The 15693-nt window shown below is 36.1% G+C and carries 18 protein-coding genes; 6 read left to right on the top strand and 12 right to left on the bottom strand.

The features are described 5' to 3' along the window. Positions 1-214: 214 nt before the first annotated feature. A complete protein-coding gene (locus J2Y37_RS00545; protein WP_349031839.1) occupies positions 215-931 on the bottom strand; it encodes a BRO family protein in 717 nt (238 codons plus the stop codon). Between the two features lie 213 nt (positions 932-1144). Between J2Y37_RS00545 and J2Y37_RS00540 the strand changes: the two genes are divergently transcribed. Beyond that, positions 1145-1597 (top strand): Arc family DNA-binding protein, encoded by a 453-nt coding sequence (locus tag J2Y37_RS00540; RefSeq protein ID WP_349031474.1) that lies wholly within the window; start codon positions 1145-1147, stop codon positions 1595-1597. A 12-nt stretch (positions 1598-1609) separates the two neighbouring features. Next, entirely contained in the window at positions 1610-2704 is a 1095-nt protein-coding gene (locus tag J2Y37_RS00535) for a YiiX/YebB-like N1pC/P60 family cysteine hydrolase (protein ID WP_349031473.1), read from the top strand. 68 nt (positions 2705-2772) lie between these two features. Here the strand turns inward: J2Y37_RS00535 and J2Y37_RS00530 are convergent, their stop codons facing one another. Genes J2Y37_RS00530 through J2Y37_RS00520 form a run of 3 tightly spaced genes read right to left on the bottom strand, consistent with a single transcriptional unit; the run spans position 2773 to position 5524 of the window. Next, entirely contained in the window at positions 2773-4155 is a 1383-nt protein-coding gene (locus J2Y37_RS00530) for a hypothetical protein (protein ID WP_349031472.1), read from the bottom strand. Between the two features lie 56 nt (positions 4156-4211). Then, on the bottom strand, positions 4212-4712 hold the full coding sequence (locus J2Y37_RS00525) for a type II toxin-antitoxin system VapC family toxin (RefSeq protein WP_349031471.1): 501 nt from the start codon (positions 4710-4712) through the stop codon (positions 4212-4214). Beyond that, positions 4709-5524, bottom strand: coding sequence for a hypothetical protein (locus tag J2Y37_RS00520; protein WP_349031470.1), 816 nt, complete (start codon positions 5522-5524; stop codon positions 4709-4711). Before J2Y37_RS00520 ends, J2Y37_RS00525 begins: the two co-directional genes overlap by 4 nt. Positions 5525-5770: 246 nt before the next feature. Between J2Y37_RS00520 and J2Y37_RS00515 the strand changes: the two genes are divergently transcribed. The 4 genes from J2Y37_RS00515 to J2Y37_RS00500 all read left to right on the top strand — a co-directional run bounded on the left by J2Y37_RS00515 (position 5771) and on the right by J2Y37_RS00500 (position 7466). Continuing rightward, positions 5771-5992, top strand: coding sequence for an excalibur calcium-binding domain-containing protein (locus J2Y37_RS00515; RefSeq protein ID WP_349031469.1), 222 nt, complete (start codon positions 5771-5773; stop codon positions 5990-5992). Positions 5993-6001: 9 nt separating this feature from the next. Continuing rightward, positions 6002-6652 (top strand): hypothetical protein, encoded by a 651-nt coding sequence (locus J2Y37_RS00510; protein WP_349031468.1) that lies wholly within the window; start codon positions 6002-6004, stop codon positions 6650-6652. 19 nt (positions 6653-6671) lie between these two features. After that, entirely contained in the window at positions 6672-6920 is a 249-nt protein-coding gene (locus J2Y37_RS00505; RefSeq protein WP_349031467.1) for a CPCC family cysteine-rich protein, read from the top strand. A gap of 312 nt (positions 6921-7232) precedes the next feature. After that, positions 7233-7466 (top strand): hypothetical protein, encoded by a 234-nt coding sequence (locus tag J2Y37_RS00500; RefSeq protein WP_005196344.1) that lies wholly within the window; start codon positions 7233-7235, stop codon positions 7464-7466. A gap of 160 nt (positions 7467-7626) precedes the next feature. Here J2Y37_RS00500 and J2Y37_RS00495 read toward each other — a convergent pair whose 3' ends face one another. The 8 genes from J2Y37_RS00495 to J2Y37_RS00460 all read right to left on the bottom strand — a co-directional run bounded on the left by J2Y37_RS00495 (position 7627) and on the right by J2Y37_RS00460 (position 15692). After that, positions 7627-8169, bottom strand: coding sequence for a glycosyl hydrolase 108 family protein (locus J2Y37_RS00495; protein ID WP_349031466.1), 543 nt, complete (start codon positions 8167-8169; stop codon positions 7627-7629). 72 nt (positions 8170-8241) lie between these two features. After that, positions 8242-9333 carry a DUF6670 family protein gene (locus tag J2Y37_RS00490; RefSeq protein WP_349031465.1) on the bottom strand — a complete coding sequence of 364 codons (1092 nt, stop codon included), beginning with the start codon at positions 9331-9333 and terminating at the stop codon, positions 8242-8244. Positions 9334-9438: 105 nt separating this feature from the next. Continuing rightward, a complete protein-coding gene (locus J2Y37_RS00485; RefSeq protein WP_349031464.1) occupies positions 9439-9834 on the bottom strand; it encodes a hypothetical protein in 396 nt (131 codons plus the stop codon). 48 nt (positions 9835-9882) lie between these two features. Then, positions 9883-12666: a host specificity factor TipJ family phage tail protein gene (locus tag J2Y37_RS00480; RefSeq protein ID WP_349031463.1), complete on the bottom strand. Its 2784-nt coding sequence runs from the start codon at positions 12664-12666 to the stop codon at positions 9883-9885. Between the two features lie 377 nt (positions 12667-13043). Next, positions 13044-13250 carry a hypothetical protein gene (locus J2Y37_RS00475; protein WP_349031462.1) on the bottom strand — a complete coding sequence of 69 codons (207 nt, stop codon included), beginning with the start codon at positions 13248-13250 and terminating at the stop codon, positions 13044-13046. Positions 13251-13262: 12 nt separating this feature from the next. Further along, positions 13263-13754: a hypothetical protein gene (locus J2Y37_RS00470; RefSeq protein WP_349031461.1), complete on the bottom strand. Its 492-nt coding sequence runs from the start codon at positions 13752-13754 to the stop codon at positions 13263-13265. Further along, positions 13741-14757 (bottom strand): hypothetical protein, encoded by a 1017-nt coding sequence (locus tag J2Y37_RS00465; RefSeq protein WP_349031460.1) that lies wholly within the window; start codon positions 14755-14757, stop codon positions 13741-13743. The genes J2Y37_RS00470 and J2Y37_RS00465 overlap by 14 nt, the downstream gene beginning before the upstream one ends. Beyond that, positions 14754-15692, bottom strand: coding sequence for a hypothetical protein (locus J2Y37_RS00460; RefSeq protein ID WP_349031459.1), 939 nt, complete (start codon positions 15690-15692; stop codon positions 14754-14756). The genes J2Y37_RS00465 and J2Y37_RS00460 overlap by 4 nt, the downstream gene beginning before the upstream one ends. Position 15693: the final 1 nt, after the last annotated feature.

The raw sequence follows: 15693 nt of genomic DNA, 5'->3' as shown, positions 1-15693 counted from the left end.
AACTGCTGACCTCTACGATGTCAAGATTGCGTCAAAATCGATCTAATCAATTGAATATTAATAAAATAATGCTCTTTTTTCACCTAAAAATCAGGTCAAAAACTGCTTACCTAACTTCAATAAAATCAGTCATTTAGAAATTCATTCCCCGAAAGTTTTTCGAGCGTTTTTTAATCAAACACGAAAGTTTTCACTATAAAATTCAGGGATAAAATTACAGTAATCTTAACCTTTCATTTATGGTTAAATTCCATTGATGAGCATCCAACTTTCTGCGTAATGCTGCTTTCTCAGATTCATCTACAAAGCCCCAAGCGACGAATGAACCATCTATGAAATAGTCGTGTACGGATGAGGCAATATTCGGGTTAATTTTACGGATAGCTTCACCGTACTCTTTCCACCACTGGCGACACCAAATCATGCAATGTGCTAAAGCAATCGTATTCATGTCTGCCGTTCTATGTTCTCTATAGCTAAATAAAGCAATCAGATGATGGACGTATTCAACCGCTACAGGGATCTGATCAAGTGAGATCTCATCTATGCCTTTCACACTAAAACGTTGGTGAACGAGCTTGTAGGCATCGGAAAAGTTAAGATGTTTTGATTTCGCCACAAGCATATTTACTGCATCGTTTAAAACCACACGTTCAGTTTTATGGTTCTTGGTTTTAGGCTGTACTTCCCTATCCAAAATGTCTAAAACCCATTTTCGGAATTCTTTTGCGACTGCTGTCTTTGCAAACATAGCAATCAAATGACATCCACGTAATGAAAAAACTCGAACTTCTCGCTGTTGACCCTGCAACGTCATTTTGACGTTACGGGACATATGGTAGGAGAACTCATCTAAATTACGCTCGTATATTTTGTTTACTGCATCATCTCTCGCATATCCTAAAGCTTGACCAAGCTCACGAGAAGTAATCCATGCTTGTGATCACACTCTAAAATATTAAAAGTTGTTTCATGGAAAGTTAGTGCTAAACTAGCCATATCAATATCCTCATAGGTATTGGTAAGTGCCCCGCGATCCGCCAAGATTCTTCGGGGCATTTTTTTAAAATAATGTCCACTGGACATATTGCAAATATATATGTCCACTTGATACCATGTCAACAGAATTTATTAGGACTATGTCATGGGTAAACATTTAGGTGTTGCTTATAATTTGCGTTTACCGCAAGAACTAAAAGATAAAATTGCAGAGTCAGCCAAAGAACTGAATCGCTCTATGAATGCGGATATTGTTGCACGCTTGGAAGAAAGTTTTTTAAGAAATGAAAGTTCAGCTCCCCCACATTCAGAAGTTAAGATATTTCATTTAAAAAACGGTAAAAAACGTGTTGTTTATGGCAAGCTTTTAAACAACCTTAGCCTAGATTACACACAAGAACTTGAGCAACTTCGAGATGATATTGATCTTTCTCTTGAAGTATTAAGTGGTTCTTCATTTTGGAATTCATTAAAATTTTTTAATAAAGAAGTTGTAGTTTATAAAGGTAACAATCATATTGATGTTGTAGATAATGGAAAAAAAAGTCTAGGATGGTTACGAGTTGAAGATCATTATCAACCTGAAGATGAAGCGTAATTGGATTTTAAAATGCTAAACAAAAAAAAGACTGGTGATACAAAGACTAAAAAATATATCTTACGTTTTCAAGATTTAATGCAGCCGGGAGATGTAATACTAACTGCTGCACCCACTATATCCAGCAAAGGAATTCGAAAAGCTACTAAAAGCGATTTTTCCCATGCAATTCTCTATCTAGGCAATTCTTATATGCATTCTGACTTACATGGAGTTCATAGTGGTAACCCTCAGAGGTTATTATTTGAAAGCCCTAAAGATGTAAAAGTATTAAGATTAAAAAAAGAATATATCAATACTCAAGTAATTGAGAATATTTGTACTTTTGCACGGTCTGAACATGGAAAGGAGTATTCAAAATTTGAAGCTGCAAAAAGTGTTCTAACACCAAATGCATTGAGACAAAAAAATAGACAATTCTGTTCAAGGCTCGTTGCTCAATCATTTGAAAATTCAAATATACGAATTGTCAACAATACAAATTATTGTACTCCTCATGAAATATCTATTTCTAAGTGTTTTGAAGAGGTAAAAAATGTAATAAAACTTGCGACCGATGAAGAAATAGAGTTTTCAAAATCTGACAACCCATTATATATTCAAGAAAGTATTATAAATAAATTACTTACAGATATTAGAATTTTATTAAGTAATGATATTCAAACCTTAGAGGAAATTATTCCTTTTTTAATCTCAAATCATGAATATGACTCACAGATAACAAATGTTTTAAAAGAATCTGGATATTTAGATATTTGGAGGATAGATTATGATAAAAACCCTTGGAGATATGATGGTTCTATTTTTTTGAAATTTAAAAATAAAAAAGAACTTATAAAGTTCAAAAATAATATTGGCGATCAATCTCTAGATTATGATGATTTAAGAATAGCTATGGCATATGGTGAACTTAGTTTATTTTCAGGTATAACGCCATCAGTAAATGAAGGTTTAAGATACGAACATCAATATAACTTATATTCTTATTTATATAGAAAATACAATTTTGATTATTTTTACACAAAAAAAAATCTATATGAGCAATTGTTAAAAAACTGCAGAAAAAGAATAGTTGCTGCTGAATATGTTTTAAATCATTATAGATAATATATAAAATTATGTAAAATCCCCATTACAATGAGATAGTTAAAAAGCATCGTAATGGGTTAAGTAATTTAAGATTTTTTCGTTTTAATTTTAAAATTCATTGTCATTGAAGAATATGGATGAAAATCTGGTATGAAGCTATACATTTTATCATCTTTAATATAATGATGTGCTATCGATGGAAAAAGTTCGCGTGGCACTGGATATTTAGCATTCGGATTATGAAACATAGATAGCCCTTCAGCCCATGTTTCATTTGATTTATTAGTAACTTGATATCGAAAGAAACTAGGTGTAGTCGCACTCTCATCATGATTATGACAAGTACCAAAACGAAACATTGTAATATCTTGTGATCCAAAGCCTGCTTGTTTGCCAATTCTATTAAACTTTGAGATAGTTCCACTCGCTGAAAATAAAATAGCGCTTATATGTTCAGTATCAGGTTGAGAGAAAAAGCCTGAGGGTATAACTTTATTCCCTAATTGATGTTTGTCAATTTTTACTGCTGAATGTATAAACTGTCCATTCTCAAATCTAGTTTCAACTGAATATCCGTATAAATATCGCATTAAAGCATTACTTGACCATTGCATAGACTGATCATCGTGAAAGTCTGCTATTGCGAATACCAATGGATTTCCTTTGACATGCTCCTTTTCCCAATATCTTTTTTTTAATTTAGAAAATAGAGGACTACCAAACTTAATTGGCATTTCATTTTTACATTTTTCTAAAATTAATGATGGACTTAGTACTTTAGGCAAAGTTTTCAATAATGATGGTTGGTTATCTTGCTTTCGTCCCACTATCACAGCTTCAATTGCCACTTTGTATCCATACTTTTCCACCAAAAAATCAGGAGCATAGTGATCTCTGTTCAAAAATAGATTTTCTTCATGTAAATACGTATCTAAATAAAGCTCCCATAATCTTGCATCAAACCCCGTGCTCTGAAATTGTTCAACAAAGTTTCCATCAATATCTCTATAGTGCCCCATTAAAATATTAATAACAGTTTTAGCTGGAGTAAAAGATTCTTCATTAGATAATCTAGTAAAATAGGGATGCTGTTTATCGATAGTTACCACAGGTGAGAAAAGATCACTTTTTTTACCACCATCTCCTTGAGGGAAAATTTCTTGATTTTGTCCAATATGCCATTTAATTGTATTGCAAATCCAAGAAAGTGCTTCTTCTTTTGTTTCAATATTCGCAGTTACATCAAAACATCTATAACGACCTTCTTCATCTCTACCTAATATAACACCGCCAAAATCAAGATCCGTTTTATCTTGTACCAGACAGCCTAAAACAATTTCATTATCATCTGCCAGCCAGTCAAGCTCTTCACAAATAAAAGGAAGGTGAGGTTGTCGTGAGTGCGAAACTAATGCACGAAATCTTTTTACATCTATCCTTTTTACTACTATTTTTCCCAAATTTTCCATTTTATAACCCACAAGCACCTAATTTATTATTAGTTAATTATTTATATAACTAAAATTTACTGAACTCGATCACTTTCCGTAACTTCTACACTAGCCATCTGTTCAAAATAGCTTTTATCAATGTAATCAAAAACAACAATTGGTAGGCCTAAGCAATCTACAATTTTTTTTATACCCTTATCATGTGTAACAATCATTGAGGCATGATTGGCAATTGCTATTCCTAATATTTGTAAATCGACTTTTATTTTTTGATTTGGTCTTTGACTCTGATTACTCTTAGCTAAACTAGCTCTATAATCTTTATAAATTTTTGCTGCAACTAAAGCTGCTTTAGCATCAAAGTCTAAACTCTTAAATTTAGAACCAGGCTTAATCAAACTTAAAGCTCGATCTTCATTATCATCGCCCGCAATAAATTCAGAAATAACAGGCATAGGCAATGCTATTGTTTCATGCAACAAAGCTCTTAAGGCAGCTATAAGATTGTAATATTCCGAACTAGACTTTTCTCCATCAAGAAAAGTAATTAAGGCATTCGTATCTAAGATGATCAATCTTGTCGCTCCTTCAGCCACTCAGCTATCGGGTCATCGTATTTAGACCAATTCGATGCACCTTTTGCTCTAAAGTCATCAATCCACGCTTCTAAACTGACATCCTCAATGACATGGAACTTATTGATGATGTACTTCTTAAGCGTCAATTGATAAGTATTAGATTTCGATAAATAAGTCGCTTCCCCTTCAAATCTTAAATTTGTATCTTTATCAAAGTATGGGTGTAATTCTTTTAATAATGTCTTAGAACACTGTGCAGGAATTTCCACACCATTATTCAAAATAATGGTGATGTGATCTGATTTGTCACGACCTTTTTGCAGGCGAGTTAAACGCCCATCCAAAGATTCTTCTTGAGTGAAAACCTCTTCAGTTTCTAGTTCTGGTACGACATATAAAATTTCTTTTGGTTGGTAAATTTCATCTTCTTTTAAAGTGCCGTATGAAATTTCGGCATCATGCAAATGATACTTACCCAATTCTTTTTGTATGCGAGCAACTTGCTTATGTTTTGCTGCAGTGTCTTTGGTTACGTTTAGGATCGCAGTTGCTTTAAGATCATTCGGAACAGTAACTGCAATCGTAGTAGAACCTTCTTTAATGGTTTTAAAACTGGCTTGTTTAATACCTACAATTTGACCTAATGCAGAAAGCAAATTGGCAACACTAGAAATTTCTAAATCATGTAAATGACCATCGTGGATTTTTAAAACAAAATCAAGATCACCACCCTGTTCTTGCTGAACAGATGGATCATACAGATCAAGATTTTGTTGGGCTAATTTGCCCTTTTTACCCACTTTTGACATTACAGTTTATTTTAAAGTCTCGTTGTTTATATTATGTTCAACTTATAGAACAAATGAAAGATAACTTACATATCAATTCAATTTCACTATTTAGGACTAAATACAGGATTTGTCAACCAAAAAATCGGGCCTATTCAAGAGTTTGTCAACTAAACTAGCTTTTATAAGACTTTTTCACTAGATTCATTGAGTAAAATACTTAAGTATTGTTAGACTTTGGCTAATATTATGACTTTAAAATAATTTATGAAAATTTTACTTATTTTAGTTTTGGGGTTCACAACTATTCAAGTTTATGCAAAGAAATGTGCTGACTTTGGAACTCAAAAAGAAGCACAAGCTTGGTATGAGAAACGCAAAAAGTCTGGTCAAACTGGATGGAAAAGCTTAGATCGTGACGGCGATGGTCAAGCATGTGATTGCTTGCCGGGTGGAAATGGCAAGAAATGCCCGAAGAAGAAAAAATAAGGAAATAAAATGAAGTTTAATTTTTCGTTGGATACAGCAATTATTGTTACTTTGACAGCAATATTTTTATTTGCTTTAGGGCAAGCCTATTTAGGAGGCTTACTTCGCCCTTTCTATGTTGATCCTCTAGTATTGAATTTTAGTGTACAAGACAAAATATATTGGGGATTTATTAAAGGGCAAGCGCCTTTGATATACTTTTTTATTATTAGTACCCTATTCTACGTATCAAGATATATCTTTGTTTCCGCAGAAATAGATCAAAAAATCGTTAATTTATTGAGAAGTAAAATTAAGCTCAGACTTCCACATGAAGTTAAACCTCACAATACGAGCTTAGAAGATGAAAGAGAACGAAACTATTCTGTATTTACTTTTACAACGATCATAATTTATATGCTATTTCTTGGTGCTATTTTCTCTCTAAGCCATATTGAGCAAAAAGGAAAAGCTGTTGGTCAAACTGTACTTAAGGATATGGAAAAACAGCCCTTAGTAAAAATTATTGGCATGGATACTGATCTCAAACAATACCGCATCCTATGTGGCTCTGCCCTTTGTGCGGTCATAGATGAACAGAAGAATGTCTCTTTGGTTGAACCCAAAAATGTTGTGTATTTGAGTTATAATTTTGCTGAAAAGCCTGAGAAAAATAGTTAAGGAAGATTGGAGAAATATAATGCTCTACCCGTGTTTATGTTGCGGCTATTTAACAAGAAGCGAACCATCAAACGGCGAATATGATATCTGCCCTGTATGCTTCTGGGAGGATGACCCTGTTCAATCAGAGGATCATGATTGGGCTGGTTGTGCAAACGTCCCTTCACTTAATCAAGCTCGTGAAAACTTTAAAAAGTATGGTGCAATGGAAGAACGGTTTGTTAAGAATGTGCGAAAGCCAAAAGATTATGAAATTCCAGAGAGCTAATCATTTGTGATTAGTTTTGATTTTACCTTTACCACAATTTCAAATAGTAGATAAACCATGATTTTTTGGATTATTTATTTTATTGTTATCAAGCCATGCTTTCACTAGCCAATTGTAATGTCAGCAATCTGAGTACAAAAATCCTTTATAAAATTAAGAGTTTTTTAGATCACAGTTCAATGAATAAAATTCAGCATGAAATATTACAGTTTTATGACAGGTAGCCCGTATAAAAATGTTTAAATTCATATAGATATTTTACTTAATTTACACTATTCTTCAATGAACTCTTAAAAGTGAAGCATTTTTGAAATGAGTGATACAAGTCTTCTAAATGAATTAAATTCAACTATTGAATACTATGTAAATAGAAATGGATACCAACCCACGCGGATTATTTTAGGATATAAAGCGTATTCAAGCCTCATGAAAGACAAGACTTTTGCAGATGAAGTAAACAATTCCGCAGTCAATCCAAACAAACGCAAATATAAAAAATTAAAAATTAAAGTGACCAAAGATGACTATCAACTAGAACTTGAATGACCATTGATACGAATAAAGCCCTCATCAGAGGGCTTTTACACATATCCCAACATGCACATTGCTATTGATCGTATGCGCTGAGCATCCTGACAGTAAGCACAAAACTAAAACGCTCACAATCAATGATGACCATGAGCGTTTGCAATGATGAATTAGTTTGTTATGCGATTCGATTGTTGATCCAGCCATAAAAGAACTGCTCCTGTGTAGGGTTGCGTTCGCATATTTCGATATAGCGCTGCCCTTGCATAATGTTGAGCACTCGGATTAAGACCTTTTCACCCTCTTTACCGCGCTTTGTGAGATAGGTTGTAAATGCATTCATCGTTTCTGAACCATAGATTCCATCAATTACTAAATCTGGCCATCCTCCTTTACCTTGATTGTTCAAAAGATTTAAAGCACGTTGCAGTAATGGCTTGGCAAAGCCCGTCCCGCAGTTCACACCTGTGTCGAGTAGTTCTTCAGCCACGGCGGCACTGATCGTATTCACTTGATCAAATCGTGGCGAGATCCAATACTGTTTTCGATAAATGCCTTTGGCTACATCCAATGGTAGATCTCGCATGTGACCTTTAAAGCCACTCGCACGTGCGACCGCTTCGGTGATCCCAAACTTAGTCGCTCCTCCTCGATCGGCAGGATTATTTACATACCCACCTTCACGTTTAATCAATTCATTAAGATATTGTTCGATGTTCATTTTTACTTTCCTTTAGGTAATAAAAAACCGCCTGAATTGGCGGTCTGATGTTTAAATCACTAAATTATTTAATTAACTTCTATCAATAAACTCTAGGTATCCTCTACCTTGCAAATCATTGCCTTTAAACATTCCTTGCCACGTGTATGAACTAACAAAACCTGCCGCTAGACCATAGCAATACGGCGTATCTACTTCGGCAAAGATCTCTAAAATCTTCTCACCGTTATGATGCGCAACCCATTTAAATGTGTCGGGTACATTCATACTGTATCCATCAGGGGTGATCTGAGGTTCAGTCTGATTCTTTGTAACTTCAAATAGCACATCGCCATTAAATTGAATTGAAGTGCCATCGATATGACGGTAATAAACTGAGGTTAAAACAGGTTGATTCTCATAACATATGAACGCAAGTAACAATTGTTGATTTTCATCTAAGTTGATTACTTGATAACTGAAGACCTTTACAGGAATTTGGATATGTTTAACAAGCAACTGGTTTTTTAGCATTGAAGTTGCGACGGCTTTCCAAGACTCCAGTGTACAAAGCCCTTTAATTTTTACTATTTTACCCTTTTGAACCATTTGCCCTTCGTAATGCATCAACACGCTAAAATGCTTATACAGCGAACTATACGCAAACCAAGTAACGGCTTTAGTAGGTTTCAGTTTTAACTCAAGCTGCAGATCATCTCTATTCGTAGTGAGAAGATATCCATCTTCACACTCTTTAAAAAAAGTATCATTCTTAAAATTGACCGAAAATGGATCTTTACTAAATTCTATATCGTCAATTATTGAGTAAGTCTTAAATGCCTCTTCAGTTGAAGATAAGGCTGTGCCATGCACTAGTGAAGCTGTATCACCTTTTCCTCTATTGGATATTTGATACTCAGAGTCAGTTATTGGAAAACCAACATAACCAATCACAGACGCCCAAGACAGATATCGATAAGGTTCAGGCAGATCAGGAATCATCACGCCATAATGAGTACTTCCATAGCGCTTATATTCAGTATGTGGGCTCAAATCATATTCTTTAGGAAGCAACTCCTGTCTATCAGGTGTAACCGCACCCAATAAGTCACCAGATATTTTTGCTAACTTTTGGTTAATCTTATCTTTAAGACCTTTATTCTTTGAATGGCTTGAAACTGGCATAAAAGCTTGACCTCATGGTTAAGTTCAATAATAAGTTCTATATTAGAACTTTGTTTTTTTAACTTGAATGTTAATAGAGGTCATCAACATGCCTTTTGATACCCTTCAAAAGTTATCTTTGAAATCTTTCATTTCTTTAGCTACGTCGAAGATGGTTGCATCCTCTCTAGCATTCACATAGTTGAATGACCAACGGATGATGGCCCAAAATGGCAAACCTGCAGCAAAGAAAATGCCCCCTATTGCACATAGACCCGACCAAGTTAAAAGATAATCATGTAGTTCAAAATGCTGAATTAGGAATCCACCACCTGCGATACTCCCCACCACCGTAGTGATTAAACTCACGACCCATTCACTGCGTGTACGAGGCATTCGAGTCATAATGACTACCAAATAACCCAAAACCACCGCTATAGCCGCAATGGCCATCAAAAACCACATACCATAAACTTTAATTACAGTTGCGACGCCAACACCGCTGCTCATAGGCTCTGCCATTTTTCATTTCTCCAGATGTAAAAAAACCGCGCTTCGGCGGCTATTGATTCAGACATAATCTTTATCATTTAAATAATATTGATCAGTGTAGTTTATTGCAGTGATTGAAGACTCAGTACCACCACCAGACTTTTCAGTAATCAAAAATAGATCTCGCTTGCTATACGTGTCGGTCGTAACCAGATAGGTTGAACAACTGATATTCCCCTCGTACTCAATAACAAGCTGCGAAGTTGGTGCACGTGCTAATAAGACTTCTCGCTCACTATCTCCTTGTGTCACCTGAACAACGTCCACTTGGCCATTTGGCAATTGAAGATGAACGACATAACTTTCATCTTGTTCTAGTACACACGGCTGTGACAAAGTTAAATACAGTCCATCTTGATCAATGACAGATCCTGAACTAATCAGCATCGGACGCGTATCATCAGCAACAAGAATTAAGTCATTCCGAGTGACGAGATCCGCTTCACTATAAGCCGAAAATTCAACGGTCTTCTTCTGATATTTCAACTTATTCAATGCTCGATGCGCTAAAAGCATCGCTTGCTGAAGATTGGTAATACCTTTAATTTCCAACTCTCGCGCATTGGCCACATTATCATTAGGCAACTTGATTTCAGATTCAGACCAAGAATCAGTCGGATCGACCCATTTGAGTTTTACCCCGTCATAGTCTTTGTTTACACCAAAATTGACAGAACGCTTCTCGCTTTCAGGTTTTTTATTCCTGTGATTGAACAATAAAGTCGGCACTTGTTGCGGCTTTTCAAATACAAAGAAAACTTTGTTTGATTCACGGCGCGCATCACAAAACACTGCATTCGCAATCGTTGTAAGTGTCTCTTCATAAGACATCTTGGCATCATCAAATGTGTAGTTAAACTGAATCGGCACACCAAAATAGGCATCGACCTCATCTGCCACTGCATAGAGATTAGCGAAATCAAGCGTGCTTATATCTCTACGCCCTATCAATTCATCGGTCGTAATCGCACAGACGATATCTGCAAAATTACTTGTAGGCATTCTCTCCACTGACTTAAAGCCGGTCCGATATGTAAAAAGCTTACGTGTGGCGATACAGTTCAACATGCGGTTTTTAACGCTTGTTGCTTCATTGGTACCGATGGTTTTGGTCCGTACGATCGTGACATCGTCATAAGTTAGCTTGTTTGATACTGAACATGCGTACACTGATTTTAGTTTTGCCTCCCTAAATCGTTGCTGTACATTCTTTGCCCATGTTTCAGGTTCTTTTTTAATCCTAAATCGCACTCCGTCTTGAAATTTTTGGCTTAGTTTAATTCTGGTTGATGCGCCAAAACCTGAAATTGTATTGTCATATGCCCATTCAATACGCTCAGAAACAGGACCAATTGGCATACCACTTACTACTTCTTGATACTGAATGGTCCAACCAACCCATTCATTGTAATAATTCCCTCGCCAACCAATAAGCCTTAACCCCTGTGGAAAATAAACATTAAAAATCAGCTCTTCAATGTCGTTGTAATCGATGTAATACCAACCAAGCCAACTTGATACAACTTTTCTGAGATTAATATCTGTTTGACTAATAGAAATGCCCTGCAATTGATCCCACTCAGGTTGTAATGCTGTTGGGACCTCCAAATCAATGTAGTTAATACCTACACCAAGAACTGAAGGATACTCTCCTCCAAGATCGATTGAATCAGTATTGTTTTGCAATATTCCAGAAAAAAATGCCGACTTCTCATCAATATCTACAATCAACGACCAATTAGAATTGACTAAATCAGGATCAATTAAATTGCAGATATATCCACCAACAACTTGGGTTATGCTCGATATTTGATAAGCACCAGCCAAATTCAGATCATCAAGAATAAGTGATGTAATTTGTAGCGTCTTAAAGTTAAGACTATCTAGCAATTGCGTAGTTTGTATATGAAGTTCGCCTGTGCTTTTTGGAGTACATTCGCTTGATATGCTTGCATTCGCTACACCTAGCTCTGACATATTGAGAAGTAAAGTATTGCCAATTTGAAAATAATCTCTCATATCAACTGAAGGATTAAGTGTCTGTAGGCGATTTGGATAAAGTGCTGTAAGTTGAAAATCAACATCCAAATTAGTTATATCTTCACTGCCCTCAATCAAGGACTGGCCATTGATAGCTGTGCACATCTTTGCGACCAAAGGATTATCTGTAAAATCCTCACCAATCTTGATTTGTGGTGTACCAATGATGCTGGTATTTGGCTCATAGATTGAACATGCTGATCCGGCAATTGTAGATAAAGTGGTATCACCATCTTTAATGTCTTGAATGTGATAATAACCACGACCTAAACACATCAATGATTCTTCAACTTCTTGCTTGTTTACATAATAAACAAAGCTAGGTGCAATCAGATCAGGAATAGATTTTATCTTTCCAAATGGGTCCGCAACACGTTGACCAATCCGCTGCTTGTTTTCACGACTGGTTAAATCATTATTACTTGAACCAAGTTCCTGTGTTTGATTGAGAGTAGGTACTTTTACGAGTGCATTAACAATAGAACCAAATATTTTAACGACAACATAGTTCACTGCTGAAATGATGTCACCAGCATGACAAACAATATGAAATTGATCCTCTGGTCCAGCATCTAACAATTTTAATGCAGTGACTTTATCAATTGGGGTAACTTCATTTTCATGACAAGGCGTATTTTTATAAATTCGTGCTTGTGTAAATTTCGCTTTAATTTCTAAGAATCGACGCAAAACATTATCAGTCTGCTCAATCGTGATCGTGCTTGCATCAAGCGGATCTTCATAAATCTGTAAGTGGCTCATAGTATCTAAACCTTGTGTAGAAACATTTCATGCTGTTTAGTGATAAATATTGAGTGCCCGATTCATTCAAGTGCAAAACCTTGCCACAATAAAAAAGCCCTACGTGATTATTTCCCGTAAGGCTTGTCATGAGGACAATACAACCATGTGTTGGCTCTTTTATGTGTTTATTGCGAATGACTGTCTGTCTTGATGTTTGAATGGAATCATTTAGCGATGCAGTCAAACCAATAAAGCTTTTTGAATAATCTTGATCTAGCAACTGTCTTGCAGCATCAATCACGAAATGAACACAATGATAATTCTTAACGTTGTATTGCATTTCAAATAATGAAAGCAATTGCAGATTAAAATCTCTCATTCGCTAAACTCACCATTTATGCATTTTCCACAGCACTTGAAAGCCGAGTTACATCGGCATCACTCAAAGTCATTTCGATAACTTTTCCGCTTTTAAACGTGAAAATAACATCATAGTTTGACTCAGATCCGCGGCTACTACGGAAACGTCGCTCAATATTTGAGATGTCTTTTAGATCAATCATGTAGTCAACTGAGTGAATGCTATCGTGAAATTCAATCATTTCTTTACCTCATTAGTAAAAGCCAACCAAGGTCGGAAAATTCTCTTTTGTGAATAACAATCCAGTACCAACTTCGTTAAGCTGCTCTGCTTCAGCTTCAAATGTCGTTCCTTGATAGTCGTTGTTCTGGCTTGTGACTTCTAAGTGATCGATCTGCAAAATTGGATTTGATAAATCAATGCTTGAATACGCTCGATAAGTAACTTGCGGTCGCTCAAGTGATACTTGCTCAATAATTTGATCAACAAGACCAGGAATGACTTTACCCAAATCCCCGACCGTTATCGCTAACTTCTGATCAAGATCATCACTGACACTGCCGCGATCAATTTTGAGCACTGCATATTCATAAAAAGTTGGCTGACCACTTTGAATGACTGTTACACCTTCAGAAACATTGGTCACATAGCGCAACGGCTTTGGCCAGAGACTATGATTTATCTCGATACACTCAATCAAATAGGCGTTATCTGGACCGTATAAAAAACTCTCAAGCTCTGACATTCCGTGACTCCGCTATCGTTTTAATTGCTGATTTATCAAGATCATTATTCAAGATAAATAACTGAGCGCTTACTTTGAATACAGCACCACTTTTCGTCATCGAAACGCTGTCATATACAAAGTGTGCTAGATACTGGGTGCGTGGACGTTGATCTAAAACTAGATCTATATAAAACGGCTTGCGTTTATGCTGCCAGACTCTGAAAAATGATATGAAGTAGTCAAAGTCTTTTTCTTTCAGATTGAAAGCGACCGACACCACATTTTCTATATTTTCAAATTGGGTTCTCAAAGCATCTTCATTCAACCCTTCAGCTTTGATGACGCTATTTCCGAATTGAACACTATAAGATGCCTGCAGTGAACACAGATCCAGATAATCAAAACGTAATGCTTTATTTCGAGCATCGACATACATCTGATCTAAAAACAGATCAAAACCATTCATGATCTTTGTAGCAAATCCAAATCTGTTGTTGGTCATCATCCCTATTTGAATGAGTACCTGTCCTGCTCCCAGCTCATACTCAATTTGATAACGATCTCGTTGCAATCGAATACAAAGTTGCTCTGCTTTAATATATGCAAAAATCACATCTGCATTTGCTGAATAAATTGTGCGGTGATCATCGAGTGATAACTGTGGGGTAATGATCAAACTACCGAAACTCGTTGTCACATGCCGTGCAACTGCAGTGTCATACCACCACAAAAACACTTCATGATTTACAACATAAGTCACAACAGGACGCATATTTAAATCAAATGCAAAGCTTAATGCTGTCACATCATCGACAGTGATTAAGTCATGAATCACTTGATCTGCTTTGGCTTTGATAACTCCACTTTCATAAAAACAAGTCCATAACTTGGCTTGCAAACCCTGCGATGCGTCATATAAATCACTACCACCCCATTCGTAATCGATTAACTCATCAATGCGATTGGGCACTAAAAAAGCAGCGTAAACGCTGCTTGTTGATAATGCATTATTCGGCATCATGGCATATACCTATCCCATGTTAGCTCAAACATATATCTTAGTGTTTGCTGATTACTCTTTGGAATTGGTGGATCAATATCCCATTTGTAACCGATCAGCGCAGACGAATCTCCTTTAGACAACAAGTTTGCAATCGGAATCAGGATGCCCTTGTGATCCCAATCATTTCCCTCATTCAGACCCAATGTAAATAAACCAATTAAAGCTCTGTTATTTGGTCTTGATTGGGACATGACTTTGGTTACAGCACCTGTAGTATTTGGATATGATGTATTTAATGGATTTACTGAATTTGCCATTACTCTTGCTGCTAGTAATGGCAAATCTACACGAACAGACGCTACTGACCATGCTATACCATTATTGTGAAGTACAGCATTGCCAGCATAGTCATGTGCACTAACTACTTCGTCAAATTTGTTGAGTAACTGAAATTGACCTGAGAAATTTGTGGATGGATAAATACGTAGCTCAACGAGAACATCTAGTATCTCATCTGCTAGAACCGTGATTGACGTAGGGTTGCCTGAACTATCTCGAATCAAAGCTCTGTTAAATAAAGAACCTGCACCATTACCAAGCCCTACCTCAGACAAGTTTCCAGCCGAAGCTCCAAGAGGAAAACGGAATGTTCTTTTACAAAAATAATAATAAGGTAAAGCGGATACCTGCAATCCCGATTGATCGCTACCTTGTGTTGTACTTGTTCCAGCAATAGCATTATCTAAACTAACTTGAGACGGAACTGGTGCAGAATTCCCCGATCCAACCCATACATGAGAGATTGCTGCACTACCAACTCCAGCCATCGCGTCGAGTCCTGCATCAAGAACCAAATTATCACTCCACGCACTTTCGCTTAATCTTTGTTCATCAGACTTTCTAACAATAAGCTTAAATCTCGCGCCAACTTTTATATTCGTTTTAAATAACATA

It is taken from the genome of Acinetobacter sp. 3657 (genome assembly GCF_031456775.1).
Classification (GTDB): domain Bacteria; phylum Pseudomonadota; class Gammaproteobacteria; order Pseudomonadales; family Moraxellaceae; genus Acinetobacter.
This window is presented reverse-complemented; position numbering and strand designations above follow the sequence as displayed.

Coding starts and splice junctions, on each gene's coding strand:
- J2Y37_RS00515 (WP_349031469.1), top strand. CDS start 5,771: ATGAAAATTTTACTTATTTTAGTTTTGGGGTTCACAACTATTCAAGTT.
- J2Y37_RS00465 (WP_349031460.1), bottom strand. CDS start 14,757: ATGATGCCGAATAATGCATTATCAACAAGCAGCGTTTACGCTGCTTTT.
- J2Y37_RS00520 (WP_349031470.1), bottom strand. CDS start 5,524: ATGTCAAAAGTGGGTAAAAAGGGCAAATTAGCCCAACAAAATCTTGAT.
- J2Y37_RS00475 (WP_349031462.1), bottom strand. CDS start 13,250: ATGATTGAATTTCACGATAGCATTCACTCAGTTGACTACATGATTGAT.
- J2Y37_RS00460 (WP_349031459.1), bottom strand. CDS start 15,692: ATGTTATTTAAAACGAATATAAAAGTTGGCGCGAGATTTAAGCTTATT.
- J2Y37_RS00500 (WP_005196344.1), top strand. CDS start 7,233: ATGAGTGATACAAGTCTTCTAAATGAATTAAATTCAACTATTGAATAC.
- J2Y37_RS00535 (WP_349031473.1), top strand. CDS start 1,610: ATGCTAAACAAAAAAAAGACTGGTGATACAAAGACTAAAAAATATATC.
- J2Y37_RS00470 (WP_349031461.1), bottom strand. CDS start 13,754: ATGTCAGAGCTTGAGAGTTTTTTATACGGTCCAGATAACGCCTATTTG.
- J2Y37_RS00540 (WP_349031474.1), top strand. CDS start 1,145: ATGGGTAAACATTTAGGTGTTGCTTATAATTTGCGTTTACCGCAAGAA.
- J2Y37_RS00510 (WP_349031468.1), top strand. CDS start 6,002: ATGAAGTTTAATTTTTCGTTGGATACAGCAATTATTGTTACTTTGACA.
- J2Y37_RS00530 (WP_349031472.1), bottom strand. CDS start 4,155: ATGGAAAATTTGGGAAAAATAGTAGTAAAAAGGATAGATGTAAAAAGA.
- J2Y37_RS00505 (WP_349031467.1), top strand. CDS start 6,672: ATGCTCTACCCGTGTTTATGTTGCGGCTATTTAACAAGAAGCGAACCA.
- J2Y37_RS00480 (WP_349031463.1), bottom strand. CDS start 12,666: ATGAGCCACTTACAGATTTATGAAGATCCGCTTGATGCAAGCACGATC.
- J2Y37_RS00485 (WP_349031464.1), bottom strand. CDS start 9,834: ATGGCAGAGCCTATGAGCAGCGGTGTTGGCGTCGCAACTGTAATTAAA.
- J2Y37_RS00490 (WP_349031465.1), bottom strand. CDS start 9,333: ATGCCAGTTTCAAGCCATTCAAAGAATAAAGGTCTTAAAGATAAGATT.
- J2Y37_RS00495 (WP_349031466.1), bottom strand. CDS start 8,169: ATGAACATCGAACAATATCTTAATGAATTGATTAAACGTGAAGGTGGG.